Origin of the sequence: Nonomuraea monospora, from assembly GCF_039531895.1 — a bacterium.
GTDB classification, from domain to species: Bacteria; Actinomycetota; Actinomycetes; order Streptosporangiales; family Streptosporangiaceae; genus Nonomuraea; species Nonomuraea monospora.
The window spans coordinates 46,477-69,649 of record NZ_BAAAQX010000022.1; the positions used below are offsets into that span (position 1 = coordinate 46,477).

General features: G+C 72.6%; 22 protein-coding genes. 8 read left to right on the forward strand and 14 right to left on the reverse strand.

Annotation, left to right across the window (positions count from 1 at the left end):
* Positions 1–15: 15 nt before the first annotated feature.
* The 4 genes from ABD331_RS35320 to ABD331_RS35335 all read right to left on the reverse strand — a co-directional run bounded on the left by ABD331_RS35320 (position 16) and on the right by ABD331_RS35335 (position 2,989).
* Positions 16–864, reverse strand: a complete 849-nt coding sequence (locus ABD331_RS35320) for a phosphotransferase (RefSeq protein ID WP_344484709.1) — start codon at positions 862–864, stop codon at positions 16–18.
* Between the two features lie 6 nt (positions 865–870).
* On the reverse strand, positions 871–1,665 hold the full coding sequence (locus ABD331_RS35325) for an SGNH/GDSL hydrolase family protein (RefSeq protein ID WP_344484712.1): 795 nt from the start codon (positions 1,663–1,665) through the stop codon (positions 871–873).
* Positions 1,662–2,240 (reverse strand): PadR family transcriptional regulator, encoded by a 579-nt coding sequence (locus ABD331_RS35330; protein ID WP_344484715.1) that lies wholly within the window; start codon positions 2,238–2,240, stop codon positions 1,662–1,664. Before ABD331_RS35330 ends, ABD331_RS35325 begins: the two co-directional genes overlap by 4 nt.
* Positions 2,241–2,539: 299 nt before the next feature.
* Positions 2,540–2,989, reverse strand: a complete 450-nt coding sequence (locus tag ABD331_RS35335) for a MarR family winged helix-turn-helix transcriptional regulator (protein ID WP_344484718.1) — start codon at positions 2,987–2,989, stop codon at positions 2,540–2,542.
* Between the two features lie 89 nt (positions 2,990–3,078).
* Here ABD331_RS35335 and ABD331_RS35340 point away from each other — a divergent pair, with 89 nt between their 5' ends.
* On the forward strand, positions 3,079–3,258 hold the full coding sequence (locus tag ABD331_RS35340; protein ID WP_148436317.1) for a hypothetical protein: 180 nt from the start codon (positions 3,079–3,081) through the stop codon (positions 3,256–3,258).
* Between the two features lie 22 nt (positions 3,259–3,280).
* On the opposite strand, the gene ABD331_RS35345 is transcribed toward ABD331_RS35340, so the two are convergent.
* Both ABD331_RS35345 and ABD331_RS35350 read right to left on the reverse strand, forming a co-directional pair.
* Entirely contained in the window at positions 3,281–4,072 is a 792-nt protein-coding gene (locus ABD331_RS35345) for a class I SAM-dependent DNA methyltransferase (protein WP_344484725.1), read from the reverse strand.
* 40 nt (positions 4,073–4,112) lie between these two features.
* Complete coding sequence (locus ABD331_RS35350; RefSeq protein ID WP_344484727.1) at positions 4,113–5,606, reverse strand: CBM35 domain-containing protein; 1,494 nt, start codon at positions 5,604–5,606, stop codon at positions 4,113–4,115.
* A 207-nt stretch (positions 5,607–5,813) separates the two neighbouring features.
* Here ABD331_RS35350 and ABD331_RS35355 point away from each other — a divergent pair, with 207 nt between their 5' ends.
* Together ABD331_RS35355 and ABD331_RS35360 are read left to right on the forward strand one after the other, a co-directional pair.
* Positions 5,814–6,227 carry a hypothetical protein gene (locus tag ABD331_RS35355; RefSeq protein ID WP_344484730.1) on the forward strand — a complete coding sequence of 138 codons (414 nt, stop codon included), beginning with the start codon at positions 5,814–5,816 and terminating at the stop codon, positions 6,225–6,227.
* A 337-nt stretch (positions 6,228–6,564) separates the two neighbouring features.
* Complete coding sequence (locus ABD331_RS35360) at positions 6,565–7,968, forward strand: MFS transporter (protein ID WP_344484733.1); 1,404 nt, start codon at positions 6,565–6,567, stop codon at positions 7,966–7,968.
* Positions 7,969–8,038: 70 nt separating this feature from the next.
* Here the strand turns inward: ABD331_RS35360 and ABD331_RS35365 are convergent, their stop codons facing one another.
* The 4 genes from ABD331_RS35365 to dnaE are packed head-to-tail and all read right to left on the reverse strand — an operon-like array spanning position 8,039 to position 12,982.
* A complete protein-coding gene (locus ABD331_RS35365; RefSeq protein WP_344484736.1) occupies positions 8,039–8,434 on the reverse strand; it encodes a tautomerase family protein in 396 nt (131 codons plus the stop codon).
* A gap of 1 nt (position 8,435) precedes the next feature.
* Positions 8,436–9,008, reverse strand: a complete 573-nt coding sequence (locus ABD331_RS35370; RefSeq protein ID WP_344484739.1) for a TetR/AcrR family transcriptional regulator — start codon at positions 9,006–9,008, stop codon at positions 8,436–8,438.
* A 24-nt stretch (positions 9,009–9,032) separates the two neighbouring features.
* Positions 9,033–9,365, reverse strand: a complete 333-nt coding sequence (locus tag ABD331_RS35375) for a DUF6300 family protein (protein ID WP_344484742.1) — start codon at positions 9,363–9,365, stop codon at positions 9,033–9,035.
* The gene (gene dnaE / locus ABD331_RS35380) at positions 9,362–12,982 is read right to left on the reverse strand and encodes a DNA polymerase III subunit alpha (protein ID WP_344484744.1); all 3,621 of its coding nucleotides are present in this window, start codon (positions 12,980–12,982) and stop codon (positions 9,362–9,364) included. Before dnaE ends, ABD331_RS35375 begins: the two co-directional genes overlap by 4 nt.
* Positions 12,983–13,129: 147 nt before the next feature.
* Here dnaE and ABD331_RS35385 point away from each other — a divergent pair, with 147 nt between their 5' ends.
* From ABD331_RS35385 to ABD331_RS35395, 3 genes are all read left to right on the forward strand, one after another.
* A complete protein-coding gene (locus tag ABD331_RS35385) occupies positions 13,130–14,035 on the forward strand; it encodes a LysR family transcriptional regulator (RefSeq protein WP_344484746.1) in 906 nt (301 codons plus the stop codon).
* Positions 14,036–14,103: 68 nt separating this feature from the next.
* Positions 14,104–14,919, forward strand: a complete 816-nt coding sequence (locus ABD331_RS35390; RefSeq protein WP_344484748.1) for an SAM-dependent methyltransferase — start codon at positions 14,104–14,106, stop codon at positions 14,917–14,919.
* Between the two features lie 126 nt (positions 14,920–15,045).
* Entirely contained in the window at positions 15,046–16,068 is a 1,023-nt protein-coding gene (locus ABD331_RS35395; protein WP_344484751.1) for a methyltransferase, read from the forward strand.
* A gap of 10 nt (positions 16,069–16,078) precedes the next feature.
* On the opposite strand, the gene ABD331_RS35400 is transcribed toward ABD331_RS35395, so the two are convergent.
* A complete protein-coding gene (locus ABD331_RS35400) occupies positions 16,079–16,762 on the reverse strand; it encodes a hypothetical protein (RefSeq protein ID WP_344484754.1) in 684 nt (227 codons plus the stop codon).
* A gap of 688 nt (positions 16,763–17,450) precedes the next feature.
* Between ABD331_RS35400 and ABD331_RS35405 the strand changes: the two genes are divergently transcribed.
* Positions 17,451–18,686 (forward strand): serine hydrolase domain-containing protein, encoded by a 1,236-nt coding sequence (locus ABD331_RS35405; RefSeq protein WP_344484757.1) that lies wholly within the window; start codon positions 17,451–17,453, stop codon positions 18,684–18,686.
* Here the strand turns inward: ABD331_RS35405 and ABD331_RS35410 are convergent.
* Both ABD331_RS35410 and ABD331_RS35415 read right to left on the reverse strand, forming a co-directional pair.
* Positions 18,676–19,938 carry an MFS transporter gene (locus ABD331_RS35410; RefSeq protein ID WP_344484760.1) on the reverse strand — a complete coding sequence of 421 codons (1,263 nt, stop codon included), beginning with the start codon at positions 19,936–19,938 and terminating at the stop codon, positions 18,676–18,678. The genes ABD331_RS35405 and ABD331_RS35410 overlap by 11 nt on opposite strands.
* Positions 19,935–20,555, reverse strand: a complete 621-nt coding sequence (locus ABD331_RS35415) for a TetR/AcrR family transcriptional regulator (protein WP_344484763.1) — start codon at positions 20,553–20,555, stop codon at positions 19,935–19,937. The genes ABD331_RS35410 and ABD331_RS35415 overlap by 4 nt, the downstream gene beginning before the upstream one ends.
* A 48-nt stretch (positions 20,556–20,603) precedes the next feature.
* Here ABD331_RS35415 and ABD331_RS35420 point away from each other — a divergent pair, with 48 nt between their 5' ends.
* Positions 20,604–21,554 (forward strand): glycoside hydrolase family 113 protein, encoded by a 951-nt coding sequence (locus ABD331_RS35420; RefSeq protein ID WP_344484766.1) that lies wholly within the window; start codon positions 20,604–20,606, stop codon positions 21,552–21,554.
* A 28-nt stretch (positions 21,555–21,582) separates the two neighbouring features.
* On the opposite strand, the gene ABD331_RS35425 is transcribed toward ABD331_RS35420, so the two are convergent.
* Entirely contained in the window at positions 21,583–22,908 is a 1,326-nt protein-coding gene (locus ABD331_RS35425; RefSeq protein ID WP_344484769.1) for a hypothetical protein, read from the reverse strand.
* Positions 22,909–23,173: the final 265 nt, after the last annotated feature.

Here is a 23,173-nt window from a genome sequence, read left to right on the forward strand (position 1 = left end):
GCGATCACGGGGAGGTCATGGCGCGGTCAGCGCCGCTTCGAGGTCGGCCCCGTGCCGCTCCAGCCACGCCTCGCGCCGTTTGATCTGGTCGCCGACGCCGTCCTGCCACATGCGCGCCCAGCCGCCGCCCAGTTCCTCGGCGTTCTGCCGCATCAGGACCCACGACCGCCGCGTCCGCATGACGGCCACCTCCACCACCCGTGACCGGTCCACGTCCGACATTCCGTACGCGTCGGCGAGGATCCGGCACCGGCGCGGCGCGTCCACCTCCCGCAGCAGCGGGTCGGCGTCGGCGGGGTCGGCGAGCGGCGCCCAGTACAGCATCGCGTTGCACAGCTCGTCGGCCCTGGTGACGGGCTTGGCGAGGTCGAAGTCGATCAGCGCCGCCGCCTGCCCGTCGCGGAAGACGATGTTCTCCGGCGTGTAGTCCATGTGCCCCACCAGCTCCACCGGGTACGGCGGCGGGGGCGGCGTGCCCGGCGGCTCCGCCAGGCCGAAGCCCGGCCGCACCCCGTCCGGCACGGCGAACCCCGCGACGGCCTCGTGGTAGGCGCGCACGAGCCGCCCCACCGAGGCGAGCCGCTCCTCGTCGGCGATCCACGGCGGGCGCGGCCGTCCGGCGACCTCGCCGGGCAGGAAGCTGAGCACCTCCCGCCCGGCCGCGTCCACGCCGAGGAACCGCGGAGCGCCGTCGAATCCCGCCTGCTCCAGGTGCCGCAGCAGCGCGTGCACGAGGGGCGCGTTCGGGCCGGCCGGGCGGCGGACGGTGTCGCCTGCGCGCACGACGCCTTCGGTGACGTCCCCGCCGGCCAGCGGGATCTCGGGATGGGGCTCGGACGGCTCGGCGTACGTGATCGCGTTCATCGCACCTCAGAGGACGGTCGGGGAGTCCCCATGATCGCATGCGACGGGGGTGAGCAGCGGCCGCTTGGCCGTCCGCCCGTCGCCCGAGGAGCGCCCGCGCAGCCTCCGCCCGATCCACGGCCCGGCGAACGTCGCCACCCACCGTGCCTCGGTCGCCGCCGACCGCCAGACACCCGGCGCGGGAAGCAGCGGCAGCGGCGCCATCCACGTGTCGTCGCTGCCCGGCACCTGCAGCGCGTGCGCCACCGCTGCCGCGAACCTGGCGTGCCCCTCGGGGCTGGCGTGCAGCCGGTCGCTGCTCCACATGCGCGCATCGGTGATGTACGTCAGCGGGAAGGTGTCCACCAGGGTGACCCCGTGGCGGGCGGCGGCCTTCCTGATGCGCTCGTTGACGTCCAGGACGCGCGGCACCAGCCGCCGGGCCAGCGGCGCGATCTTGCCGATGTCGGGGAACGTCACGGTGACGACGTGCGCGCCGGCCCCCACCAGGGCCGCGAACATCTCCTCCAGCACCCCGGCCACCCGTGCGGCGTCGAAGCCGGGGCGGATCACGTCGTTCATGCCGGCCATGACCGTCGCCAGGTCGGGCCGCAGCTCCAGCGCGGCGGGGAGCTGCTCGTCGCGGATCTGCTCCGCGGTCCTGCCGCGCACGGCGAGGTTGGCGAACAGCAGGCCCGGTTCGGCGCGGGCCAGGTTCTCGGCGAGCCGGTCGGCCCAGCCGCGGTGGCCCAGGACGTCGTCGCCGTCGCCGAGGCCCTCGGTCTGGCTGTCGCCGAGGGCGACGTACCTCGTGTACCTCATCGCACCCTCCTTTTCGCGCGTTCCTCCAGCGTCCGCGCGGTCTCCAGGCACCAGTCACGCATCTCCCGCTCCAACCGGCAACCGGCCAGGCAGGACAGGTAGGGGCCGGCTCGTTCGCCCGCGCGCAGGAACTCCTCCTCGTCGAGGTCGCCGCGCAGCCGCCGCAGGGTCTGCTCGAAGAAGGCCAGTTTGGCGGCGGCCTCCTCGGCGCGTTCGCGTAGCTGGGCGATCAGCGGCGCGGTGTCCACGAGGTCGGCGGCGTGCACCTTGACGGCCAGGTCGTCGCGTAGCAGCAACGGCTTGGCGGGGGTGGCGGCGAAGGCGGCCAGCTCGTCCAGGCCGGCCTGGGTGACCTTGAACACCCGCTTGTTCGGCCGGCCGCGCTGGACGACCTCGCGCCCCGCGACCAGGCCGTCGGCCTCCAGTTTGGTCAGCTCGGCGTAGAGCTGCTGGGGGGCGGCGTACCAGAAGTTGGAGACGCCGACGTCGAAGATCTTGGTGAGCTGGTAGCCGCTGTACTCGCCGTCGAGCAGCGCGGCCAGCACGGCGTGCCGGAGGGCCACTTTGCTAGTCATCTCCATTACTAGTCATGTCGATGACTATAGGCTCACGATGCCAGGCGCCACAAGACCGGGCGCCTTTACGTTGTAGATCACCAAAAAGTCGCCGCCCGGAAGTCGTACGTCATCCGCCACCCTCGCCTCCGACGTAGAAGAGGCATACCGAAGCGAGGAGATCCGAGATGCGCACCACTCGTACGACGATGCGGCCCAAGCCGGCACGCCCGCGTCCGAACCTGGATCTGCGGACGCCGTCCGGGCGCCGGCTCCCATACTGAGACGCCCGCCTCCCGACCGCGGAGGCGGGCACACCGTCAATCGGGGCGAGCGGCCGCGATCACCCGCGTCAGCGACTCGTGCAGCCGCTGCAGCTCCTCCAGGCTCATGCCGAGCCGCGCCACGATGGCGGGCGGGATCTTCTCCGCCTGCGCCCGCAACGCGCGTCCCTCAGGGGTGAGAGTCACCGCCAGGGCGCGCTCGTCCTTACTGCTGCGCTCGCGCCGGATGTAGCCGAGCGCCTCCAGCCGCTTGAGCAGGGGTGACATGGTGCCAGGGTCGAGTTGCAGCAACTCCCCCAGCTCCTTGACCGACAGCGGCTCCCGCTCCCACAACGCCAGCATCGCCAGGTACTGGGGATGCGTCAGCCCCATGGGCTGCAGCAGCGGCCGGTAGAGCGCGATCACGCCGCGCGAGGCGACGCTGAGGGCGAAGCACACCTGCCGGTCCAGCGCGAGCAGATCTGTCGTCTCCGTCACAGGCTCCATCGGTGCGCACCTCCGTCGTTCCCTGGTAGTTTACTTGGTGTACAAACCATTAGGGCACAAACAGATATTCGGCGGGTTGGAGGACTCCCGTGTTTCACCGCAAGCCGCTGGAGGAGCGCATCGCCGAGCGCCAGGCCAAGCTGCCGCCGCTGAAGGAGGGCAAGCACTTCGAGCACGGCCCCGCCAAGTTCGTGTTCGTGTCGCTGCTCGTGGCCGTGGCGCTCATGCACGTCGTCGGGCTGGCCGTCGTCATGCACTTCTACTCCTGACGGGACGGCTCCGCCCCCGCGCTCAGCGGCGGCGGCAGATCATCATCTCGGTCGTGGGGCTCTCCCGCAGCAGCCTGACCAGCCGCCGTTCCAGCGGGTAGAGCAGCGAGCCCGCCAGGCCGCCGGTCCGCTCGCTCAGCGTGACCGCGCGCAGCAGGCCGCCCCACAGCTTGCGCCAGACGGGGTTCGCGTCGACCTGGGCGTTCATCAGGACGAGCATCGGCATCCGGCGCATCACGTCGAAACCCGCCTCGTCCAGAGCGTGCGTGATCCACGGCAGCGTGTGGTTGACCTGGTGGTCGCCGCGCTGCTCGGGCCGCTGCAGGAAGTTCTCCGACAGGACGAAGACGCCGCCGGGACGCAGCGCCGCCGCCACCGAGTGCAGCGCGGCCCGGTAGCGGGCGTCGTCGGTGATGTGGAAGAGCATGTCCATGGCCGACACCGCGTCGAACGAGCCGGGCTCCAGCACGTCGCCCGGCTCGGCGATGTCCACCTCGTGGAACTCCACGCCGGGGAAGCGCCCGCGCAGCCGCTCCACCGCCGCCGCCGTGAGGTCGCAGCCGACGATCGACTTGACGCCCAGCCCCTGCCAGCGGCGCACGTAGAAGCCCGTGCCCGAGCCGATGTCGAGCACGCGCGCGTCGGGCAGGTGCAGCGGGATCGTGGCGGCCTCGCGGTCGAAGACCTCCGCGCGCACGCGGTACATCCAGGTGTTGAACGCCCGGCCGAGCGCCGCGTAGCCGACCCCGCTCTCCGTCCAGTCGGACTGCAGGCGGCGCTCCCAGAAGCCTTTCAGTTCACCATGCGTCTTCATCCGGCCAGGCTAACCGCCGGGGGCGCGCGACGCCCGCAGGTCAGACGATCTCGACGTGATCCAGCTCGGCCCAGCGGTTGTGGTACTGCAGGCGCAGCGTGTTCCAGCCGCGGGTCAGCGGCAGCGAGGCCGTCACCTGCCGCCAGACGTCCCAGCCGTGGTGGAGGTAGTCGAGGGTGAACTCGGTGGAGCCGTTCACCGTCACGGCGTGCTGCGCGTCGCCGTAGCCGGCGGCGTAGGTGACGTGCGCGGTGAAACGGCCGGTCCGCGGCGCGTAGACGCGCAGGTCCACCCAGCTGTCCGGGTGGTCGAGGCCCGCCACGACCGTGCCCTGCGACGCGCCCACGGCCCCCGGGCGCACCCGCGCGTGGTTGACCCGCCCCGCCTCGGCCTCGTAACGGACGGGAGGGGCCGCGCGGCGGTCCGCCTCGGGCGGGGCGTCCAGGGTGCGGGTGCCGCGGAAGGTCTCGCCCGAGACGCGGTAGCCGTGCGCGGCCTCGGCGCCCGTGTGGGCCGGGCCGACGTCGAGCGTGTCGGTGGTCGTCCAGGTGCCGTCGGACTGCTGGGCGACCGTGTAGCCGAACTCGTTGAAGTCCCACTCGGACGAGACGAACGCGGTGGCCACGGTCAGCGAGCCGCGGCCCGCGGTCAGGGACGGCGGGAGGTCGAGGTGCTGGTCCGCCCATCCGGCGAAGCCGTCGGGCAGCGGCTCCCAGTGGCCTGCCGAGGCGCCGTTCAGGGTGATGGCGGCGCGTTGCCGGGAGACTCGGGCGTCGAGGCGGCGGATCAGCCGGACGGGGCCGCCGTTCGGGTCGATCCTCATCGTGAAGCTGCTGGAGCCGCCTGGGCCGAAGGCGCGGCCGTCGTCGGTGCGGGTGTTCTGGCCGCTCGTCCAGGCTACTGCGGTGATGGTGGACGCGATCGCGACGGTGACCAGCGCCGCCACCAGCAGCAGGGGCGCCCTGCGCCGCTTCCGGACGGGCACGGCGACCGGCCCCGCGTCGCCCGCCCCCACCCCACCAGGCCCTGCGTCGCCCGCCTTCGCTCCACCATGCCTCGCGTCGCCGGCGGGGGCGGCGGGGGCGGCGGGGGCGGCGGGGGCGGCGGGGGGCATGCGGGACAGCCGTACTCGCTCCCAAGCCCTCTCCCAGGCAGGCAGCCGCTGCTCGGGCACCTGGCAGGCGCGCAGGAAGGCCACCATCACCGCCTTGCGCGGAAAGCGCCGCCCCGCCAGCATGTCGGCGCACGTGGCGCGCGGCAGCCGGGTGCCGCCCGCCCGGTCGGCGCGCGCCTGCAACTCCCGCAGCGACACGTCCGCCCGCGCGAACTGCTCGGCCAGCAACGCCACCAGTTCCGCATGGCTGTGCACCGTCTCCGGCGCGGGCCCGCCCTCCTGCCCCGCCGGCGGCCCCGCGTTCGTCGGCCCCGCGTTCGTCGGCCCCGCGTTCGTCGGCCCCGCGTTCGTCGGCCCCGCGTTCGTCGGCCCCGCGTTCGTCGGCCCCTCGGACCCCGGCCCGCTCCTGACCCCACCCACGCCGGAAAGTATACGAACCATTACGCACCGCGTCCGGATCTGGCCGGGAACTGTCCGAGTCCGGCGCGTTCCCGGACCACCTCGGACGAGTCCGCACGGGTCCGTCCGCCTCCCTGTTGGACACCCCGGCGGCCCCGTTCAACTGGGACAGCGCCGCCCGGGAACCCCCCGGATCGCGGTCGAACCACTCGAGAAAGCAGCACCACCATGCGTGAGAACCTCCGTCAGGCCGCCACCCGCACGTCCCGCCTTCGCAGCGCGCTCGTCTCCTGCGGCGTCACCGCCGTCGCGGTCGTCGCCTCGCTGTCCCTCCCGGCCGCCGCCGCGCCGCACCACTCGGCGGCCACGGAGCTGCAGCGTGCGAGGGCGGCATGCCCGTCCGGGTACGTGTGCATCTACCCGGACGCGTCCGCCAGCGGCGACCCGGACATGTACTTCGAGTACGGCTCCTACAACCTGGAGAACGTCTTCGGCAACCGCCTGGTCGTCAACAACCAGACGGGCGGCGCGGGCGTGCGCTTCTGCAAGTCCTACGGCGGGCAGAACTGCGGCGACCGGTACGCGCCCGGCGACTATGTGCTGAACCTGTCGCCGATCAACTCCATCATGCTGGAGCCGTAACCAGCGGCGTCCTGCTGGAACCGTAACCGGCGACATCCCGCCGGTGCCGTAACCGGCGGCATCCGTGAGCCGGTCAGGCCGGGCCTTCCCCCCTGAGGCTCGGCCTGACCCGTCCGCCGGGCCTTCCCTCTGAGGCCCGGCTTGACCCGTCCACCGGGAGACGCCGTGTGGGCCAGCCGCCCCCGCTCGCCCAGCCGCCCCGCTCGCCCAGCTCGACCAGCCGCCCCACCTCGAAGGACAACCGCTGGTTGTGCTCGCGGGCGCGTCCGTTGTTTGAGCGCGCTTCCCTCCCCCGTGTTGGATCGGCATCCGGTTCGGTGCGATCGGGAGGAGCGGGATGGCGGGCGGCGACGGTCTCGGGCGTGACTTCGGCCGGTTGTGGGCGGCGTACGCGACCAGTTCCCTGGGCACGTGGCTGGCGCTGGACTCGCTGCCGCTGATCGCCGTCCTCGTGCTGGACGCGAGCGCCGCGCAGCTCTCCTGGATGGCGGCTGCGGCCGGGGCGGCCGGGGCTCTGCTGGCGGTGCCATTGGGGCCGTTCGTGGAGTTCCGGGCGAAACGCCCGCTGATGGTGCGCGCCGACGTGGTGCGTTTCCTGGTGCTCATGAGCGTGCCGGCCGCGTACCTGCTGGGCCTGCTGAGCTACGCGCAGCTCCTGGTGGTGGCCGTGGTGGTCGCGGTGTCGGACATCGTCTTCGTCGGGGCGAGCGGCGCGCACCTGAAGTCCCTCGTCCCCGACGGGCGGCTCGTCCAGGCCAACGGCCGGTTCGAGACGGTCACCTGGGTGTCCACGGCCGTCGGCCCACCGGTCGGCGGGGCGCTCGTCGGCCTGCTCGGCCCGGTCGCCACGGTCGTACTGAACGCCGTCAGCTACGCGCTGTCCGCGCTCGGCATCCGCGCGATCGCCGCGCCCGAGCCCGCCCCGCCCGTGCGCGGCTCCGGCGGCTCTCGGATGGCGGAGGTGACGGCGGGCTGGCGCGCCATCGCCGCCGACCGGGACCTGCGCCTGCTGTTCGCCAACACCTTGCTGGTGAACGCGCTGATCATGGCCACCGCGCCTCTGCTGCTGCACCTCATGCTGCACGACCTGGGGTTCACGCCGCTGGAGTACGGGCTCGGCTTCGGCGTCCCCTGCCTGGGCGGCATCGTGGGGGCGCGGCTGTCGCGTCCGCTGGTGCGCCGGTTCGGGGAGCGGCGGATCCTGCTCGGGTCCGGGGCGGCGCGGGCGCTCTGGCTGGTGGGGCTGGCGTTCGTCGGGCCGGGCACGGGCGGGCTCGTCGTCGTCATGGCGGTCGAGATGGCGATGATCACGTGTATGGGCGTTTTCAATCCGGTCCTGGTGACGTACCGGATGCGCCGCCCGCCTCGGGAGACGCTGGCCCGCGTGCTGACCTCCTGGACCATCACCGGCCGCGCGGCGACCGCCGCGGCCACCGCCCTGTGGGGTGTGCTGGCCGGGCTCGTCGGCGGGCGGACGGCGATCGCCGTCGCGGGCGTCCTCCTCATCGGCACCACCGCCCTCCTGCTGCCGTTGACAGATTCTCAGACAGTGTCCAAGTGGACAATGTGGCAGTGGACGGGCGGGAGCGCGAGCAGGCGATCCTCGACGCCGCGGCCGGTCTGCAGGCCCGATGACCCGGCGCACGATAACCCAGCGCACGATGACCTGGCGCGCAGGCCGCGGGTGGCCGGCCTACGACCGATGGGGCGGTGGAGGACGCGGCGCAGGGACGGGCGTTGATCACCACCGTGTTCGAGGCGGTGGGCGGGCGTCACGAGGGGTTGGCGGCGTGGGCGGGCCGCTGAAAACGTCAGGCCGGGCCGGTGGGGGCGTACTGAGCGAGCCCGTCCCCGAAGGACCAGTCGATCGGCTCGTTCTCGGTCAGGAAGACGAACACGTTGCGCGGCTCCGTCCCTGCATAAGACTGCGCGAGCTCGGCGATCCGCCGATACAGCGCCCGCTTCTGGTCCGCCGTCCGCCCGGATCGCAGCGTGATCGCCACGAACACGAGGTCGTCGTCCCGCTGGATGTCGGGAAAGTCCCCGTACCGGAGCAGGCCGCGCACGCCGTCATGACCGGTGAGCACCTGGAACAGGTCCCCTGGCGGGATGCCGATGGTCTCCACGAGGGCGTCGTGGACGGCGCGGCCGAGGGCGTCGAGCCGGTCGGCGTCGGCGCGCAGGGCATCGATGCGGACGAAAGGCATGTCAGTGGTTGTCCTTCTGCTGGAAATGGATGAGGGCGAGCGCGCCTTCGATGGCCTGTGCGTACACGTCCGGTGATCCGGCGGCTCTGGCGAGCACGTAGCCGCCCTGGACGACCGCGACCAGGGCGGCGGCCGTGGCGGCCGGGTCGAGGGAGGGGTGCAGCTCGCCGTCCGCGCGGCCCTGGGCGAGCAGGGCGGACAGCGTGCCGGTGAGCCAGGCGAACGTCTCCTCGATGGGCGCGCGCAGCTCGGGGTCGGCCATCACGTCGGGGTCCTGGGTGAGGCGTCCGACGGGGCAGCCCTTCAGGGCGTCGCGTTCGCGCCGCAGGTAGGCGGTGACGCGTTCGGCGACGGTGCCGGGGCCGTCGAAGGCGGCGCGGGCGCGTTCGCGCAGCTCCTCGGCGTTGCGGGTGATCGCGGCGAGCGCCAGGTCGGGTTTGCCGTGGAAGTGGTGGTACATGCTGCCCTGGCCCGCGCCGGAGCGCTGCTGGATGGCTTTCGGGCTGGTGCCCACGTAGCCGCGTTCCCACAGCAGTTCGCGGGTGCTCTCGATGAGTCGTTCCCTGGTGTCCACGACCTACATACTAGTAGGTACAGTTCACAGGTCGCCTCGCCGCCAGGCGTCCGCCTCGGCGCGCAGGGCGTCCTCGTCCGGTGTCGGAGGGTGGGCGCGGGATAGCCATTCGCGCAGGAGGCGGGACAGGAGGGCGGCGTGTTCGGGGCGGGCGGTGCCGTGGACGGCGAAGTACGTGACGAGCGGGTCGCCCGCGTCGCAGCGGGCGCACAGCAGGACCTCGGCGAGCCCGCGCACCGGGCGGCCGGACGCGTTGGTCCAGGTGCGGGGCAGGCGCAGGACGGCCAGGATCTCGCCGGTGCGGCAGCGGGGGCAGGCGGGCGCGGCGCCCGGCAGCGCCTCCGCGCCGCCGCTCACGCGCCGCCGATCGCCGTGGTGCCCGGCTGCGCCTTCAGGTCGCGGCCGATCGCCGTGGCGCCGGACGGCGCCTTCGTGTCGCCGCCGATGGCCGTGGCTCCCAGGAGTGCCTTGATGTCGCCGTAGAAGGCCGGGCCCGGCGCGACCTGGAACGGGGCCAGGTCGAGCAGCAGGTCGCCGGCGTGCCGGCGGTGCAGGTGCACGTGAACGGGCGCGCGCCCCGGATGCGCGGTGAGGATGTGCTTGAACTCGCGCACGACCCGCGCGTTCAGGTGGCCTTCCTGGATCGAGATGACCACGGGCTGCTCGGCGCCGGCCGTGGCGACGTCGAGCACGGCGATCTCCTCGCCGTACACGCTGATCGTCTCGTCCCGCACGTTGATCCGTCCGCGCACGGAGATCACGCGGTCCTCGGCCAGCGCCTCGCCGTACAGCGTGTACGTCTTGGGGAAGATCAGGCACTCGACGGCGGCGTCGTGGTCCTCCAGGGTGACGATCGCCCATGGGCTGCCCTGCTTGGTGACCTTGCGTTGCAGGCCGGAGACGATGCCGCTGATCCGGACGGCGCCGTCCTGGCGTCCGGAGGCGAGCAGGTCGGCGATCGTGGTGTCGCGGCCTGAGTCGAGGACGCTCTCCGCGCCGTCGAGGGGATGGCTGGACACGTACAGGCCGAGCATCTCGCGCTCGTAGGCGAGCAGGGTGGCCTTGTCCCATTCGCCGTCCGGGACGGCGATCGAGAAGGCGTCGCCGCCGGCGGCCTCGCCGAAGAGGGTGTCCTGGCCGTGGGCCTGGTTGCGTTTGACGTCGACGACGGTGTCCACGGCCTGCTCGTGCACCGCCACCAGCGCCTTGCGGTGGTGCCCGAGCCCGTCGAACGCCCCCGCCTTGGCCAGCGACTCGATGACGCGCTTGTTGCAGACGACGGACGGCACCTTGGTGAGGAAGTCGTCGAAGCTCGCGTAGCGGCCCTTGGCCTCGCGGGCGGCGACGATGGCGTCCACGACGTTGGCGCCGACGTTGCGCACGGCGCCGAGGCCGAAGCGGACGTCGGAGCCGACGGCGGTGAAGTCGAGCCTGCTGGCGTTGACGTCGGGCGGCAGCACCTTGATGCCGAGGCGGCGGCAGTCGGACAGGTAGACGGCCATCTTGTCCTTGTCGTCGCCGACGGAGGTGAGCAGCGCGGCCAGGTACTCGCAGGGGTGGTTCGCCTTGAGGTAGGCGGTCCAGTAGGAGACCAGGCCGTACCCGGCGGTGTGCGACTTGTTGAAGCCGTACCCGCTGAAGGGCACGAGCACGTCCCAGACGGCCTTGGTCGCCTCGGCGGAGAAGCCGCGTCCGCGCATGCCCGCCGAGAACCTGTCCCACTCGGCGTCCAGCACCTCCTTCTTCTTCTTGCCCATGGCGCGGCGCAGCAGGTCGGCGGCGCCGAGCGAGTAGCCGGCGAGCTGCTGGGCGATGGCCATGACCTGTTCCTGGAAGACGACCAGGTGGTAGGTGTCGCCGAGGATGGGCTCCAGCGCCTCCGCCAGCTCGGGGTGGATCGGCTCGACCTGCTGCTTGCCGGTCTTGCGCAGCGCGTAGTTGGTGTGGGCGTTCATCTCCATCGGGCCCGGCCGGTAGAGCGCGTTCACGGCCGCGATGTCGGTGAACGTGGTGGGCTGCATGAGTCTCAGCAGGACGCGCATGCCGCCGCTGTCGAGCTGGAAGACGCCGAGCGTGTCGCCGCGGGCCAGCAGCTCGTACGTCGTCGCGTCGTCGGTCGGCACCTCGAAGATGTCGATGTCGACGCCCTTGTTGGCGCGCACGTTGGCGATCGCGTCGCCGATGACGGTGAGGTTGCGCAGGCCGAGGAAGTCCATCTTCAGCAGGCCCATGTCCTCGGCCTGGGTGAACGGGAAGCCGGTGATGATCGGCCCGCCCGCCTTGGGCTTGACCAGCGGGATGACGTCGATGAGCGGCTCGCTGGACAGGATCACGCCGGCGGCGTGCACGCCCGTGCCCCGGGTCAGGCCCTCAAGACCGGTCGCGGTGTCGATGACCCGTTTGACGTCGGGGTCCTGCTCGTACATGGCGCGCAGCTCGGCCGCCTCGCCGTGGCGGGGGTGGCCGGGGTCGTGGATGGCCGACAGGGGGATCTCCTTGCCGCCGGCCGCGGCGGGGAAGGCCTTGGTGATGCGGTCGCCCACCGCGTACGGCAGGCCGAGGACGCGGCAGGAGTCCTTGACGGCGGCCTTGGCCTTGATGGTGTTGAAGGTGACGATCTGGCAGACGCGGTCGTCGCCGTACTTGCGGGTGACGTAGTCGATCATCTCGTCCCGCCGCCGGTCGTCGAAGTCGAGGTCGACGTCCGGCATGGTGACGCGTTCCGGGTTGAGGAAGCGCTCGAAGATGAGCTGGTGCTCGATCGGGTCGAGCTGGGTGATTCCGGTGCAGTACGCGACCATCGACCCGGTGGCCGAGCCGCGTCCGGGGCCGAGGCCGATGCCGTGCTCGCGGGCGTACCGGCAGATGTCGGCGACCACGAGGAAGTAGCCGGGGAAGCCCATCGCGCCGATGACCGACAGCTCGTGGTCGATGCGGTCGAGCACCTCGCGGGGCGGTTCGCCGCCGTAGCGGCGGCGGGCGCCGGCGAGCGTCTCGGCGCGCAGCCAGCTCGCCTCGCTCTCGCCCTCGGGGACGGGGAAGCGCGGGGTCAGGTCGCGGTGGGCGAACACCTCGGCGTAGTCGCCGACCCGTTCGGCGATGGCGAGGGTGTTGTCGCAGGAGCCGGGCACCTCGGCGTCCCACAGGGCCCGCATCTCCCGCGCGGTCCTGACGTGGTAGCCGCTGCCGGCGAACCGGAACCGGTCGGCGTCGGCGAGCCGCTTGCCGGTGCCGACGCACAGGAGCGCGTCGTGGGCGGCGGACTGGTCCTCGGTGACGTAGTGGGAGTCGTTGGTGGCCAGGGGCGGCAGCGCGAGCCGCTTGCCGAGTCTGAGCAGGTCCTCGCGGACGCGGCGCTCGATGGGCAGGCCGTGGTCCATCAGCTCCAGGTAGTAGTTGCCGTCGCCGAAGAGGTCGCGGTGGCGGGCGGCGGCCTCGACGGCCTGCTCGTACTGGCCGAGGCGGATCCGGGTCTGCACCTCGCCGGACGGGCAGCCGGTGGTGGCGATGAGGCCGGCGCCGTGCTCGGCGAGCAGCTCATCGTCCATGCGCGGATATTTCTGGACGTGTCCTTCGAGCCAGGCCCTCGACTGGAGGCGGAACAGGTTCCGCAGCCCTTCGGCGTCGGCGGCCCACATCGTCAGGTGCGTGTAGAGGCCGCGCCCGGAGACGTCGCCGCCCTCGCCGGTGTCGTCGTTCGAGCGGCGCAGGGCGAGGTTGTCGCTGTAGTAGACGGGTGCGCGGTGGTGCCGGGAGGCGGGCGCCACGTACGCCTCGATGCCGACGACCGGCTTGACGCCGGCCTGGCGCGCGGACCGGTAGAACTCATAAGCCCCGTGCACGTTGCCGTGGTCGCTCATCGCCACGGCCGGCATGCCCTGCCGGGACACCTCGTCCATCAGCAGGCCGACCTTGGCGGCGCCGTCGAGCATGCTGTACTCGGTGTGCACGTGCAGATGGACGAAGGACTCCACCGATGAATCACCCCTGCTGGTTGTAGGCTCGGGAACGGCCCGCGCAATTCGACCCGAGAGCAGGTGGCGTTGTCCAACAATCGACACGCCGGTCCGGCACAACCTCCGGTTGTAGCGGAAGGTGAGGCGGATCTGGATCTCGGCGCGGTGCGCGCCTTCGTCGCCGTCACCGAGGAGCGGTACTTCAGCGAGGCGGCGGCCCGGCTGGGGGTCAGCCAGCAGGCCGTGTCGAAGCGGGTCGCGAAGCTGGAGTCGGACCTGGGGCTGAGGCTGTTCCGCCGGACGCGCGACGGGGCCGAGCTGACCGAGGACGGGCGGGCGTTCCTGCCGCACGCCCGCGCCCTGGCCGGGCTCGCCGACCAGGCGCGCGAGGTGCTGCGCAGGCGGCGGCGCGCGCTGCGGGTGGACGTCCTGGACACCCGGCTGGCCCCGGTGGACCTGATCAGGGACTTCCACCGGCACGACGAGAGCGTGGAGGTGGAGATCGTCACCTCCAACGGGCTCAGGAGCGCCCGCGTCGCGCTCGACCGGGGCTCCGTGGACGCCGCCTTCTGCCGGGCGTCCGGCCCGCTGGACGAGCTGGGCGGCGTGCCGGCCTTCCTGGAGCCGGTGCACCTGCTCGTCAGCCGCGGCCATCCGCTCGCCGGCCGGGCGTCGGTGCCGGTCGCGGAGCTGGCGGGGTCGGCGGTGTGGATGCCGGGCAACGTGCCCGGCAGCGAGTGGGCCGAGTTCTACCGGCTGCTCGGCGACGCGTTCGGCTTCAGGATCGACGCCTCGGGGCCCGACTTCGGCTGGGACCACTTCGTGGCGGACGTCGGCGCGGGGCGGGGGGTGAGCCTCGTCGGGGAGACGATGCGGCTACCGTGGCATCCCGACACCGTGCGGATCCCGCTGGCCGATCCGGCGCCCGTGTATCCGTCGTCGCTGCTGTTCCACCGGCGCAACCGCCATCCGGTGCTGGCGGCGCTCGTCCGGTACGTGCGGGGCAACCGGCCGCCGTTCGACCCGGCGCGGCAGTGGCTGCCCGAGTCCGACCGGGCGGCGTTCGGCTGACCGAGGCCGCACACGGTGTGGAAATACGGAAGATCACATGAAACGGGATTTACCCGTATGATCCCGTCGTGGACGAGAACGTTCCTCAGGGCATCGACCCGACGGTTCCCAGCGTCGCGCGGATGTACGACTACTACCTGGGCGGCAAGGACAACTTCGCCGCGGACCGGGAAGCGGCCGAGCAGATCATGCGGCTCGCCCGCGAAGCCGGCTCCGACGTGCGGGAGGTCGCCCGGGCCAACCGCGGGTTCCTCATCCGCTCCGTACGGCACATCGCCGGGTCGGGGGTGCGGCAGTTCCTCGACATCGGCGCGGGGCTGCCGACGCAGGACAACGTGCACCAGGTGGTGCAGCGGGTCGCGCCGGGGTCGAAGGTCGTCTATGTCGACAACGACCCGATCGTGCTGACGCACGCCCAGGCCCTGCTCGCCGACAACCCGGACACGTTCTCCGTCCAGGGGGACCTGCACCGGCCCTCGGACATCCTCCAGGCCGCCGCCGCCCACCTCGACTTCAGCCGGCCCGTCGCCGTCGTGCTGGTCGCCGTCCTGCACTTCTTCCACGACGACGACGAGGTTTCCAAGATCGTCTCTACGCTGCGGGACGTGCTGGTGCCTGGCGGGCATCTGGTGCTGTCGCACGGGTACGTCGAGCCGGACGAGGGCGACCCCGCCAAGCTGGCCGAGGCCCGGGGGGTCTACCGGCGGTCGGCCTCGGGGGCGATCGCCTGGCGTGACCGGGAGACGGTGCGCGGTTACTTCAACGGGCTGGAGCTGCTGGAGCCGGGGGTGGTGCCGGCTCAGGACTGGCGCAACGACGACCCGTACCAGCCGCCGGGGCTCGCCAAGGGCGGCGTCCTGGGCGCCGTCGGCCGCCGCGCCTGACCCACCCGCCGGCCGCCCCTCCCCTATCGACGCCTCTCCTTCGGGCCACTGCCGCCCTCCCCTGGCCTCCACGGGCGCCCGCGTCTACCGTGGCACCTGGATCCCCAGCGAATCGGAGGCCTCGCCATGCCGACAGAGATCAGCGGAGGCGACCGGGATGCGACCCGGTACCTCATCGACGAGGCCCTCGGCTACGTCTACCCGGGCGCGCTGCGCGCCGCCGCCTCGCTCGGCGTGGCGGACCTGCTGGCCGGCGGGCCGCTCACCGTGGCCGAGCTGGCCGGGCGGACCGAGGTGCACGAGGACGGCCTGCGCCGGGTGCTGCGGGTGCTGGCCACGCGCGGCGTCTTCGAGGAGCTGCCCGACGGCCGCTTCGCGCTCACCCCGACCGGGCAGTCCCTGCGCTCCGACGTGCCGCTGTCGGCGCGGCCGGCCGTCCTCATGCTCACCGACACCACGCTGTGGCGGCCCGCCGGCGAGGTGGAGCTGTCGCTGAGGCAGGGCGGCTCGGTGTTCGAGGACCTGTTCGGCATGTCGTTCTTCGACTACATCGCCCGCAACCAGCAGACCGCCGCCGCCTTCCACACCGGCATGGCCGCCTTCTCCGACCAGGAGAACGAGGTCATCGCCGCCTCCTACGACTTCCCCGGGTCGGGGGTGGTGGCCGACGTCGGCGGCGGGCACGGCGGGTTCCTGCTGGAGATCCTGCGGCGGCGTCCCGGCCTGGACGGCGTGCTCATGGACGAGGAACACGTGGTCGCCGGGCACCGGCTCGGCACCGAGGAGGTCAAGGGCCGGTGGCGGCTGGCGCCCGGCGACTTCTTCACCGAGGTGCCCCCCGGTGCGGACGTGTACGTGCTCAAGCGCATCCTGCACGACTGGGACGACGACGGCTGCGTCACCATCCTGCGCAACTGCCGGCGCGCCATGGTGCCCGGCGGGCGGATCCTGGTCGTCGACGCCGTCATCCCGCCGGGGAACGAGCCGCATCAGGCCAAGGCGGTGGACATGATGCTGATGACCGCGTTCCCCGGGCGGGAGCGTACGGAGCCGGAGTTCGCGCGGCTGCTCGCGGCGGCGGGCCTGCGGATCGCGCGGATCGTGCCCACGGGGACGGTGGTGTCGATCATCGAGGCGGTCGAGCAGTAACGCGTTCTGATCACAGGCAGGACAGCCGGACCGGGCCCGCCGCCATCGACTGGTCGCCCGTCGTGTTGCCCTTGCCCGTGTCCCTGATCTCCACCATCACCAGGCCGCCGGCCACCGTGACGGTCGACGGCGCCGCCACCCACGTGCCCTGACGCATGCGCTGGTCGAGCGTGAACTCCGCGACCGTGCGGGCGCCCTTGTCGAAGCCGTCGCTGACCGTGTACCAGACGCGCTGGCCGGCCAGGCCCGACTTGGGCACGTACACGCCGACCACGCACTCGTGCCTGCCGCTCAGGCCCGTGGTGAAGCGCCACTGGAAGGTGTTGGCGGGCTGGCCCGCGGTCTCCGGGTCGTACGTGCGGTCCGAGAAGAGGAAGCCGTCGCCGCAGCCGGCGCCGGCCCAGCCGCCCGCCTTGGCGTCCTTCCAGCCGTTTCTGTTGGGGCCGCCGATGATGTTCACGCTGCGGCGGGTGTCGCGGGGGCAGCTCGGGCCCGCCACCGCCGAGAAGGCCAGGCGGGGGGTGGTGGCCTTGCCTGTCTGGTCGCTTGGTTGCCTGGTCGCCTGGTCCTGCTGCTGGGTGGACGGGGTCGCGGTGGTGTCGGCGGCGACCGCTGTGGTGGTGGGCTGTTCGTCCTGGTTGAGGAGGAAGGTCGCGGCGAAAAGGCCGGCCTGGGCGAGGACTCCGGCGGCCACCCACAGCTTGATCGCACCGCGCGATCGGCGTGCCGGAGGTGCCGCCGCCACCGCAGGAGGTGCCGTCGCCGCGGGAAGCGCCGCCGCGGGAGGTGCCATCGCAGGAGGTGCCGTCGCCGCGGGAGGTGCCGTCGCGGGAAGCGCCGGCGCGGGAGGTGCCGCTGCCAGAGCTGCGGCGGCCTGCTGGGCGCGGGGTTCAGGCGCGAGCGCTCCCACTGGACGGGACGCCTCCGCCGGGCGGGGCGACGGCGTCACCGCTGCGGCCGGGCGGGTAGTCGGGGCCGGGGGTGGCGTGCGGCGGGGCGGTGGGATGGCGACCGGACGGACCTGCCGGAACTGCACCGTGGCCGCCGCCTCCTCACCCCCCGAGGATCGCCGCTCCGGCTCCGGCGGCGGAGGTGCGGGCACCGGCCGCTGTCCCTGCCTGTGCCGCCCTCCCGCCGATCTCTTGCTCGTCATGGTGGCCCCCTGGATCCCGGATGCCGCCCTTCCCTCGGAGCGGCTCTCCGCTCCTGGATACGACCGGACACGATGACCGGCCTGCTCACCATGATGACCAGCGTTGACCACGACCTGCGTGGACAAATCCCCGGTACCTGAGGATGACGCCCCGTTCGTCCTCCAGCCGGATGGCCCGACCGGCGGTCCCCGGTCCACCATCGAAGTCCTCAGATCCTGAGGAGGATGCATGAAACGCGCCATGACCGCCTTCCTCGCCGCGATATCGCTGGGCGCCATGACCCTGACGACCGGGCCGGCCGCCGCCGCTCAGGCGGGCGGCGGGCTCGACAGGGAGAGCCTGCGCCGGACTCTGAACGCGGTGCACGAGGCCGGCATGTACGGCACCTACTCGTACGTCGCGGACGGCCGGCAGAGCTGGAAGGGCGCCGCCGGGTTCGCCGACGTCGAGACGCGCCGCCCGGTACGCCCCGATCTGGTGCACCGGGTGGGCAGCGTCACGAAGACGTTCACCGCCGTGGCCGTCCTGCAGCAGGTCGGCAAGGGCACGATCGACCTGGACGCGCCCATCGCCCGCTACCTGCCCGGCCTGATCCGGGACGGGCGGGGCGAGCAGATCACCGTCCGCATGCTGCTCAACCACACCAGCCACATCTCCGACTACGACCACCTGGTCTTCCAGCGGGCCGAGGACCTGGACGCCAACCAGTTCCGCACCTGGCGGCCGGAGGAGCTGATCGACCTGGCGCTGGCCGCTCCCGCGACCGGGCAGCCGGGGGCGCTGCCCGGCGAGTACTCGAACACCGGCTACCTCATCGCGGGCCTGCTGCTGGAGAAGGTGACGGGCGTCAAGGCCGAGCGGTACATCACCGACCACGTCATCCGTGAGGCGGGGCTGCGGCACACGTCGTTCCCGCGCACGCCGCACATCCCCGGCCCGCACTCCAAGGCGTACGAGGGGCTGTCGGGGCTGATCGACCCGCCCAGGGACTACAGCGTCTACGACATGTCGATCGCCTGGACGGCGGGCGCGCTCGTCTCGACGATGGAGGACCTCAGCCGCTTCTACCGGCTGCTGCTGCGCGGCGAGCTGCTCGACGCGCGGCTGCTCGCCGAGATGCAGAAGACGGTCCCGCTGCGGGCGGGCGACGGCGTGGCCGGTTACGGGCTCGGGCTGACGACCGCCGACCTGCCGTGCGGACGGTTCTGGGGGCACGAGGGCGGCTTCTTCGGCATGACCACGGTGTCGGTGAGCAGCGCGGACGGGAGCCGGCAGGTCTCGGCCGGGTTCAACCTGACGGGCTATCAGCGGGCGGACGACCCGGTGCCGCATCCCATCGACGCGGCGGTGGTGGCGCACTTCCAGGTCGCGACGTGCGGCTCCACGGCTGCTCCGGCCACCTCGGCGGACGCGGCGGCGGCGTTCCCGCGTCTCCTGCTGGACAGGGTCCCGGTCAAGGGCTGACCCGTCCCGGACGACGGGTCGCGACGGCCACGATCGGGGCGACGGCCAGCAGGAGGGCCAGGACGGCGAAGCCGTACGGCAGGCCCGCGACCGTGGCGACGCCGGCGACCAGCAGCGGGCCGCCGGCGTCGCCCAGCTCGCGGCCCAGCTCGGCCGAGCCCATGGTCTGCCCGAGCCGTTCGCGGGGCGTGGCGGCGGCGAGCGCGGCGAAGCCGAGCGGCGTGATCAGGCCGGTGCCCGCGCCGATCAGCACGGCGGCGGCGAGCACCCCGAGCAGGCCGGGCAGCGTCGCGCACAGCAGGCCGGCGGCGGTGACGGCCAGGCCCGCGATCATGCCGGTGCGGGCGGTCAGCCGCCCGGCGTCCAGGGCGCGGCCCGTCCACGGCTGGACGAAGGCGGCGGTGGCGGCCAGCACGGAGACCGCGGCGCCCGTCGCCACCGTGCCGAGGCCCGTCGCGGCGCCGGAGACGGGCAGGAAGCCCACCCCGACGGACAGGGCGGCCGTGGCGGCGGCCAGGGCGGCGGTCGGCGCGAGGAAGGTCCGGTCGGCCAGCCGCCGGGCCAGGTCGAGCAGCGTCTGCCTGGCCTTCGGCAGCGGCGGCGCGGCGGGCACGGCGAGCGCCGCCCAGCAGGCGACCGCCGCGGCCAGCACGGCGAGCACCACGAACAGCAGCCGCAGGCCGCCCATCCAGGCCAGGACGCCGCCGAGGAGGGGGCCGAGCGTGTAGCCGATGGACTTGTAGAACCCGTAGCCGCCGAACGCCCGGCCGTGGCCCGTCGCCGGGGTGAGGCGGGCGACCAGGGCGGAGGCCGACGGGGAGAAGGCCGAGGCGGCGGCGCCCTGGCCGAGACGGGCCGCCCACAGCCAGCCGGGGCTGTCGGCGATCGCGTACAGGGCCGAGGCGAGGGCGAAGGCGATCAGGCCGCCGAGGAGGACGGGCTTGGCGCCGACGCGGTCGGCCAGGGTGCCGAAGATCGGCTTGAGCACGACTTCGGCGCCGTCGTACAGGGCCAGGAGGCCGCCGAGGACCAGGAGCGAGGTGACGGCGTCCTCGGCGAAGCCGCCCAGGTTGGCGGCGATGCCGTGCGCGCCGAACGCGGTGGTGAAACCGGCGGCGTACAGCGGCCACAACGCCTGCCTCGGCGCGTGACCGGCCGCGGTGGCCGCCTCGGGTGGCGCACCCCTCCCGCCCAACCCGGCCGTCGTGTCACTCGCGCCCTCGCCACCCGGCCCCGCCGTCGTACCGCTCACGCCTGTTCCACCTGTCGTCGCGCGTGCTCAACCCGCTCATTCTGCTCGACCCGCGCATCCGGGGCACGGCCCGGCCCCGTCACCAGCGGCAGGTACACCTCGTCGACGATCTCGACCAGCACCTCGTCGGGCACGGTCGGCGCGCCCCGGGTGACGAACTCGTTGCGCAGCAGCCCGATCGCCACCGTCGCCACCCTGGGCGTGACCTCGATGCCCGCCCGCCCCAGCACGTCCTGCCACATCCCTGCGCCCGCGTCGGTGGCGCGCGAGTGCAGGACGGCGAGCAGTTCGGGGTCGTCGGCAGCGCCGGACAGCAGGCCGCGCAGGATCTCGCCGAGCGGCGACGACCAGTGGCTGTTGGCGGCGCGCAGCAGGGCGAGGACGTCGCCGCGCAGGCTGCCGGTGTCGGGGATCACCGTCTGGGTGGCGGCCAGGTCGGCGTAGGCGGCGACGCCGAGCGCGGCGCGGTTGGGCCAGCGGCGGTAGAGGGCGTTCTTGTTGGTGCCCGCCCGCTTGGCGACCCGCTCCATGGTCAGCCCGGCATATCCGGATTCGAGCAGCTCGTCCTGTGCGGCCTTGAGGATGGCCTGCTCCAGCTCTTGACCTCGACGCCTCATGCACATCAGGGTACGGTACGGACCGTACCTTGTGGAAGGGATGAGATCATGCGAGGCAAAGGCATCGTGTACGACACCGGCATCGTGATCGGTGACCACGACACCAGGGGAACGTTCGACCTCGACGCGGTGCGGCGCGACCTCCAGGCCATCGCGCGCGACCTGCACTGCACCGCCGTCAGGATCATCGGCTCCAACCCCGACCGGCTGGAGGCCGCCGCCCGCGAGGCCGTCGCGGCCGGGCTGGAGGTGTGGTTCTCGCCGTTCACCGCCGACCTGACGCCGTCGGAGCTGCTCGACCTGTTCGCCGACTGCGCCGGGCGGATCAAGGGCAGCGGCATGGTGTTCGTGGCGGGGGCGGAGCACAGCCTGCTCAACCGGGGCTTCCTGCCCGGCGACACGATCGGCGACCGGGTCGGGCTGCTCTCCGCGCCGGAGACGCTGCGCGCGCACCTCGGGCGGGTGCCCGCACTGGTCAACGCGTTCCTGGAGGACGCCGTAACGGTGGTCAGGGAGCGGTTCGACGGGAGGATCACGTACGCGTCGATCCCGTTCGAGTCGGTGAACTGGGAGTTGTTCGACCTCGTCGGGGTGGATCTGTACCGGTCCGCGGAGATCGCCGACCGATATCGGGACGGGGTGCGCCGCCTGGTCGCGCAGGGCAAACCCGTGGCGATCACCGAGGTGGGGTGCATGACGTTCCGGGGCGGCGGGGATCTCGGGGCGCGGGGGACGGAGGTCGTGCGGTACGACGGGCACCGGCCCGCCGGGCTGTCCCGGGCGTTGGCGCGGGACGAGGGGGAGCAGGCCGGGTATCTGCGGGAGGTGATGGACGTGTTCGAGCAGGAGGGCGTGGACAGCGTGTTCGTCAACACGTTCGCGCAGTTCGACATGGGGGGTGAGCTGGACGCGGCCAGCTACGGGGTGGTGCGGGTGACCGGGGCGACGTCATGGGAGCCGAAGGAGGCGTTCCGGCTGCTGGCGGAGCGCTACGCCTGAGCGCTCCGCCCACACTCGGACGCCCCGGTCACTTCCTTCGGGTCTCGCTCAACGCCACGTGGAGGTGGTCGTTGTGATCGGTCCGGAAGTCCTTGGCCCTGATGACCTGGTTGTCGATCCGGCTCCACGCGCCGATCCCGAGATCGACCTCCTTGCTCTCCTTCTGCGCGTCCATGAACTCGTACCTGCCGGTCCTGAGCAACGCGCTCGCCCACCCCGTCACGAACCGCGCGTCGCCCTTCACCGCGCTCCCTGCGGCGTAGTGGATCCGGATCACGTTCTTGTTGTCGATCAGCTTGCCGAGCCGCGTCCTGGTCGCCTCCGCCCACTCCGTGACCTGGCGGAGCCCGTCCTCGTCGTCGTTCATGGCGGCCTTGGTGGCGGCGACCAGCCTGTCGTAGTTCAGGCCGCCCGACCCGGGCGCGCCGGCGTCCACGCCGGAGAACCGGTAGGGGTGGAAGGCGTCGATGTCGTCGCCGGTCAGGTGCGTCCCGTGGCCGAGGTTGCGCGCGTGCTCGCCGGAGATGTCGTTGATGCGCGGCAGCAGCGCCTGGTTGGCCGCGACGGACAGCCAGCCGTGGGCGAAGGAGGAGCACCAGTCGTCGCCGCCGCGCTTGTCGTCGCGCTGCCCGTACCGGTCGAAACCGGCGGGCATCCGCCACAGCGGGAAGAAGTCCGCGGAGTCCTTGCGGGCGGTGATCAGGGTGCCGTCCCGGTCCTTGCCGACCAGGCTCACCCGGTACCCGATGCGGGTCACCTCCGACGGCCTGCTCTTGATCTTGGAGGGGTGCTGCTCGTCGAAGGTGACGCGGACCTTGAGTTCGTCCCTGCCGATGCTCTTGACCCCCTCGCCGCCATCGGCGGTCGGCGCCGCGCGTGTGACGGTCTGCAGCACCGGCTTGCCGGCCTGCGGGCTGGTGTTCAGCAGGTCCACCCGGACGCAGGTCAGCTCGGCGCCGGTCGGCAGCAGGTACTCGACGGTGAGGTAGCGCTGCTGGGCGTTCGCCTCGTTCAGTCGCGGCAGGCTGACCCTGTCGTCCCTGGCGGCCTTGGCGTACTTGGGGCTGATGCCGCGCGGGACCCGGTCGGGCGTGATGGCGGTGACCTCCAGAGCCGACTCGCCGGGTTCGGCATCCGAGGCGTCGCAGTCCTTCTCCGTGGTGTCCGGATCCAGGCCCTCGCCGGGGTCCAAGCCTTCCCCGGGGTCCAAGAGCTCGTCGGGCGAAGCGGGGCCGGCCGCCGTGGCGGCCCACGCGGTCGCGCCGCCGAGGTGGAGCGTGCCCGCCGAGATCACCGCGACGGCGGTCACGGCGGCGGCCAGGAGCCCGCGCTGGCCTAAGCGCCGAAGCGTCATGGCGCCCTCCATTCCGCGGCGCCGGTCAAGCTGATCATGATGCCTCCCCAGTCGGTGTCTGAGGTCGTTTGTACGGCGCCGCGTATTGACCAGCCAGGACGGCACATTGACCAGCGATGTCCACGGTGATCGAGGACGGTGCGGCTAGCATGGGCGGTGGCGGCCGTCCGCGCCCAACCTCCGGCGACCTGCCCCAGCCGGGTCACCTCCAGGAGGCAAAGGGAGGCTCACCTCTCGGGCGGAGCGCAGCCGTCCCCCGGGACGC

Excerpts from the sequence above, each read along its gene's own strand:
- ABD331_RS35320 (WP_344484709.1), bottom strand. The coding sequence starts at position 864 with ATGAACGCGATCACGTACGCCGAGCCGTCCGAGCCCCATCCCGAGATC.
- ABD331_RS35325 (WP_344484712.1), bottom strand. The coding sequence starts at position 1,665 with ATGAGGTACACGAGGTACGTCGCCCTCGGCGACAGCCAGACCGAGGGC.
- ABD331_RS35330 (WP_344484715.1), bottom strand. The coding sequence starts at position 2,240 with ATGACTAGCAAAGTGGCCCTCCGGCACGCCGTGCTGGCCGCGCTGCTC.
- ABD331_RS35335 (WP_344484718.1), bottom strand. The coding sequence starts at position 2,989 with ATGGAGCCTGTGACGGAGACGACAGATCTGCTCGCGCTGGACCGGCAG.
- ABD331_RS35345 (WP_344484725.1), bottom strand. The coding sequence starts at position 4,072 with ATGAAGACGCATGGTGAACTGAAAGGCTTCTGGGAGCGCCGCCTGCAG.
- ABD331_RS35355 (WP_344484730.1), top strand. The coding sequence starts at position 5,814 with ATGCGTGAGAACCTCCGTCAGGCCGCCACCCGCACGTCCCGCCTTCGC.
- ABD331_RS35360 (WP_344484733.1), top strand. The coding sequence starts at position 6,565 with ATGGCGGGCGGCGACGGTCTCGGGCGTGACTTCGGCCGGTTGTGGGCG.
- ABD331_RS35365 (WP_344484736.1), bottom strand. The coding sequence starts at position 8,434 with ATGCCTTTCGTCCGCATCGATGCCCTGCGCGCCGACGCCGACCGGCTC.
- ABD331_RS35395 (WP_344484751.1), top strand. The coding sequence starts at position 15,046 with ATGCCGACAGAGATCAGCGGAGGCGACCGGGATGCGACCCGGTACCTC.
- ABD331_RS35405 (WP_344484757.1), top strand. The coding sequence starts at position 17,451 with ATGAAACGCGCCATGACCGCCTTCCTCGCCGCGATATCGCTGGGCGCC.
- ABD331_RS35415 (WP_344484763.1), bottom strand. The coding sequence starts at position 20,555 with ATGAGGCGTCGAGGTCAAGAGCTGGAGCAGGCCATCCTCAAGGCCGCA.
- ABD331_RS35420 (WP_344484766.1), top strand. The coding sequence starts at position 20,604 with ATGCGAGGCAAAGGCATCGTGTACGACACCGGCATCGTGATCGGTGAC.
- ABD331_RS35425 (WP_344484769.1), bottom strand. The coding sequence starts at position 22,908 with ATGACGCTTCGGCGCTTAGGCCAGCGCGGGCTCCTGGCCGCCGCCGTG.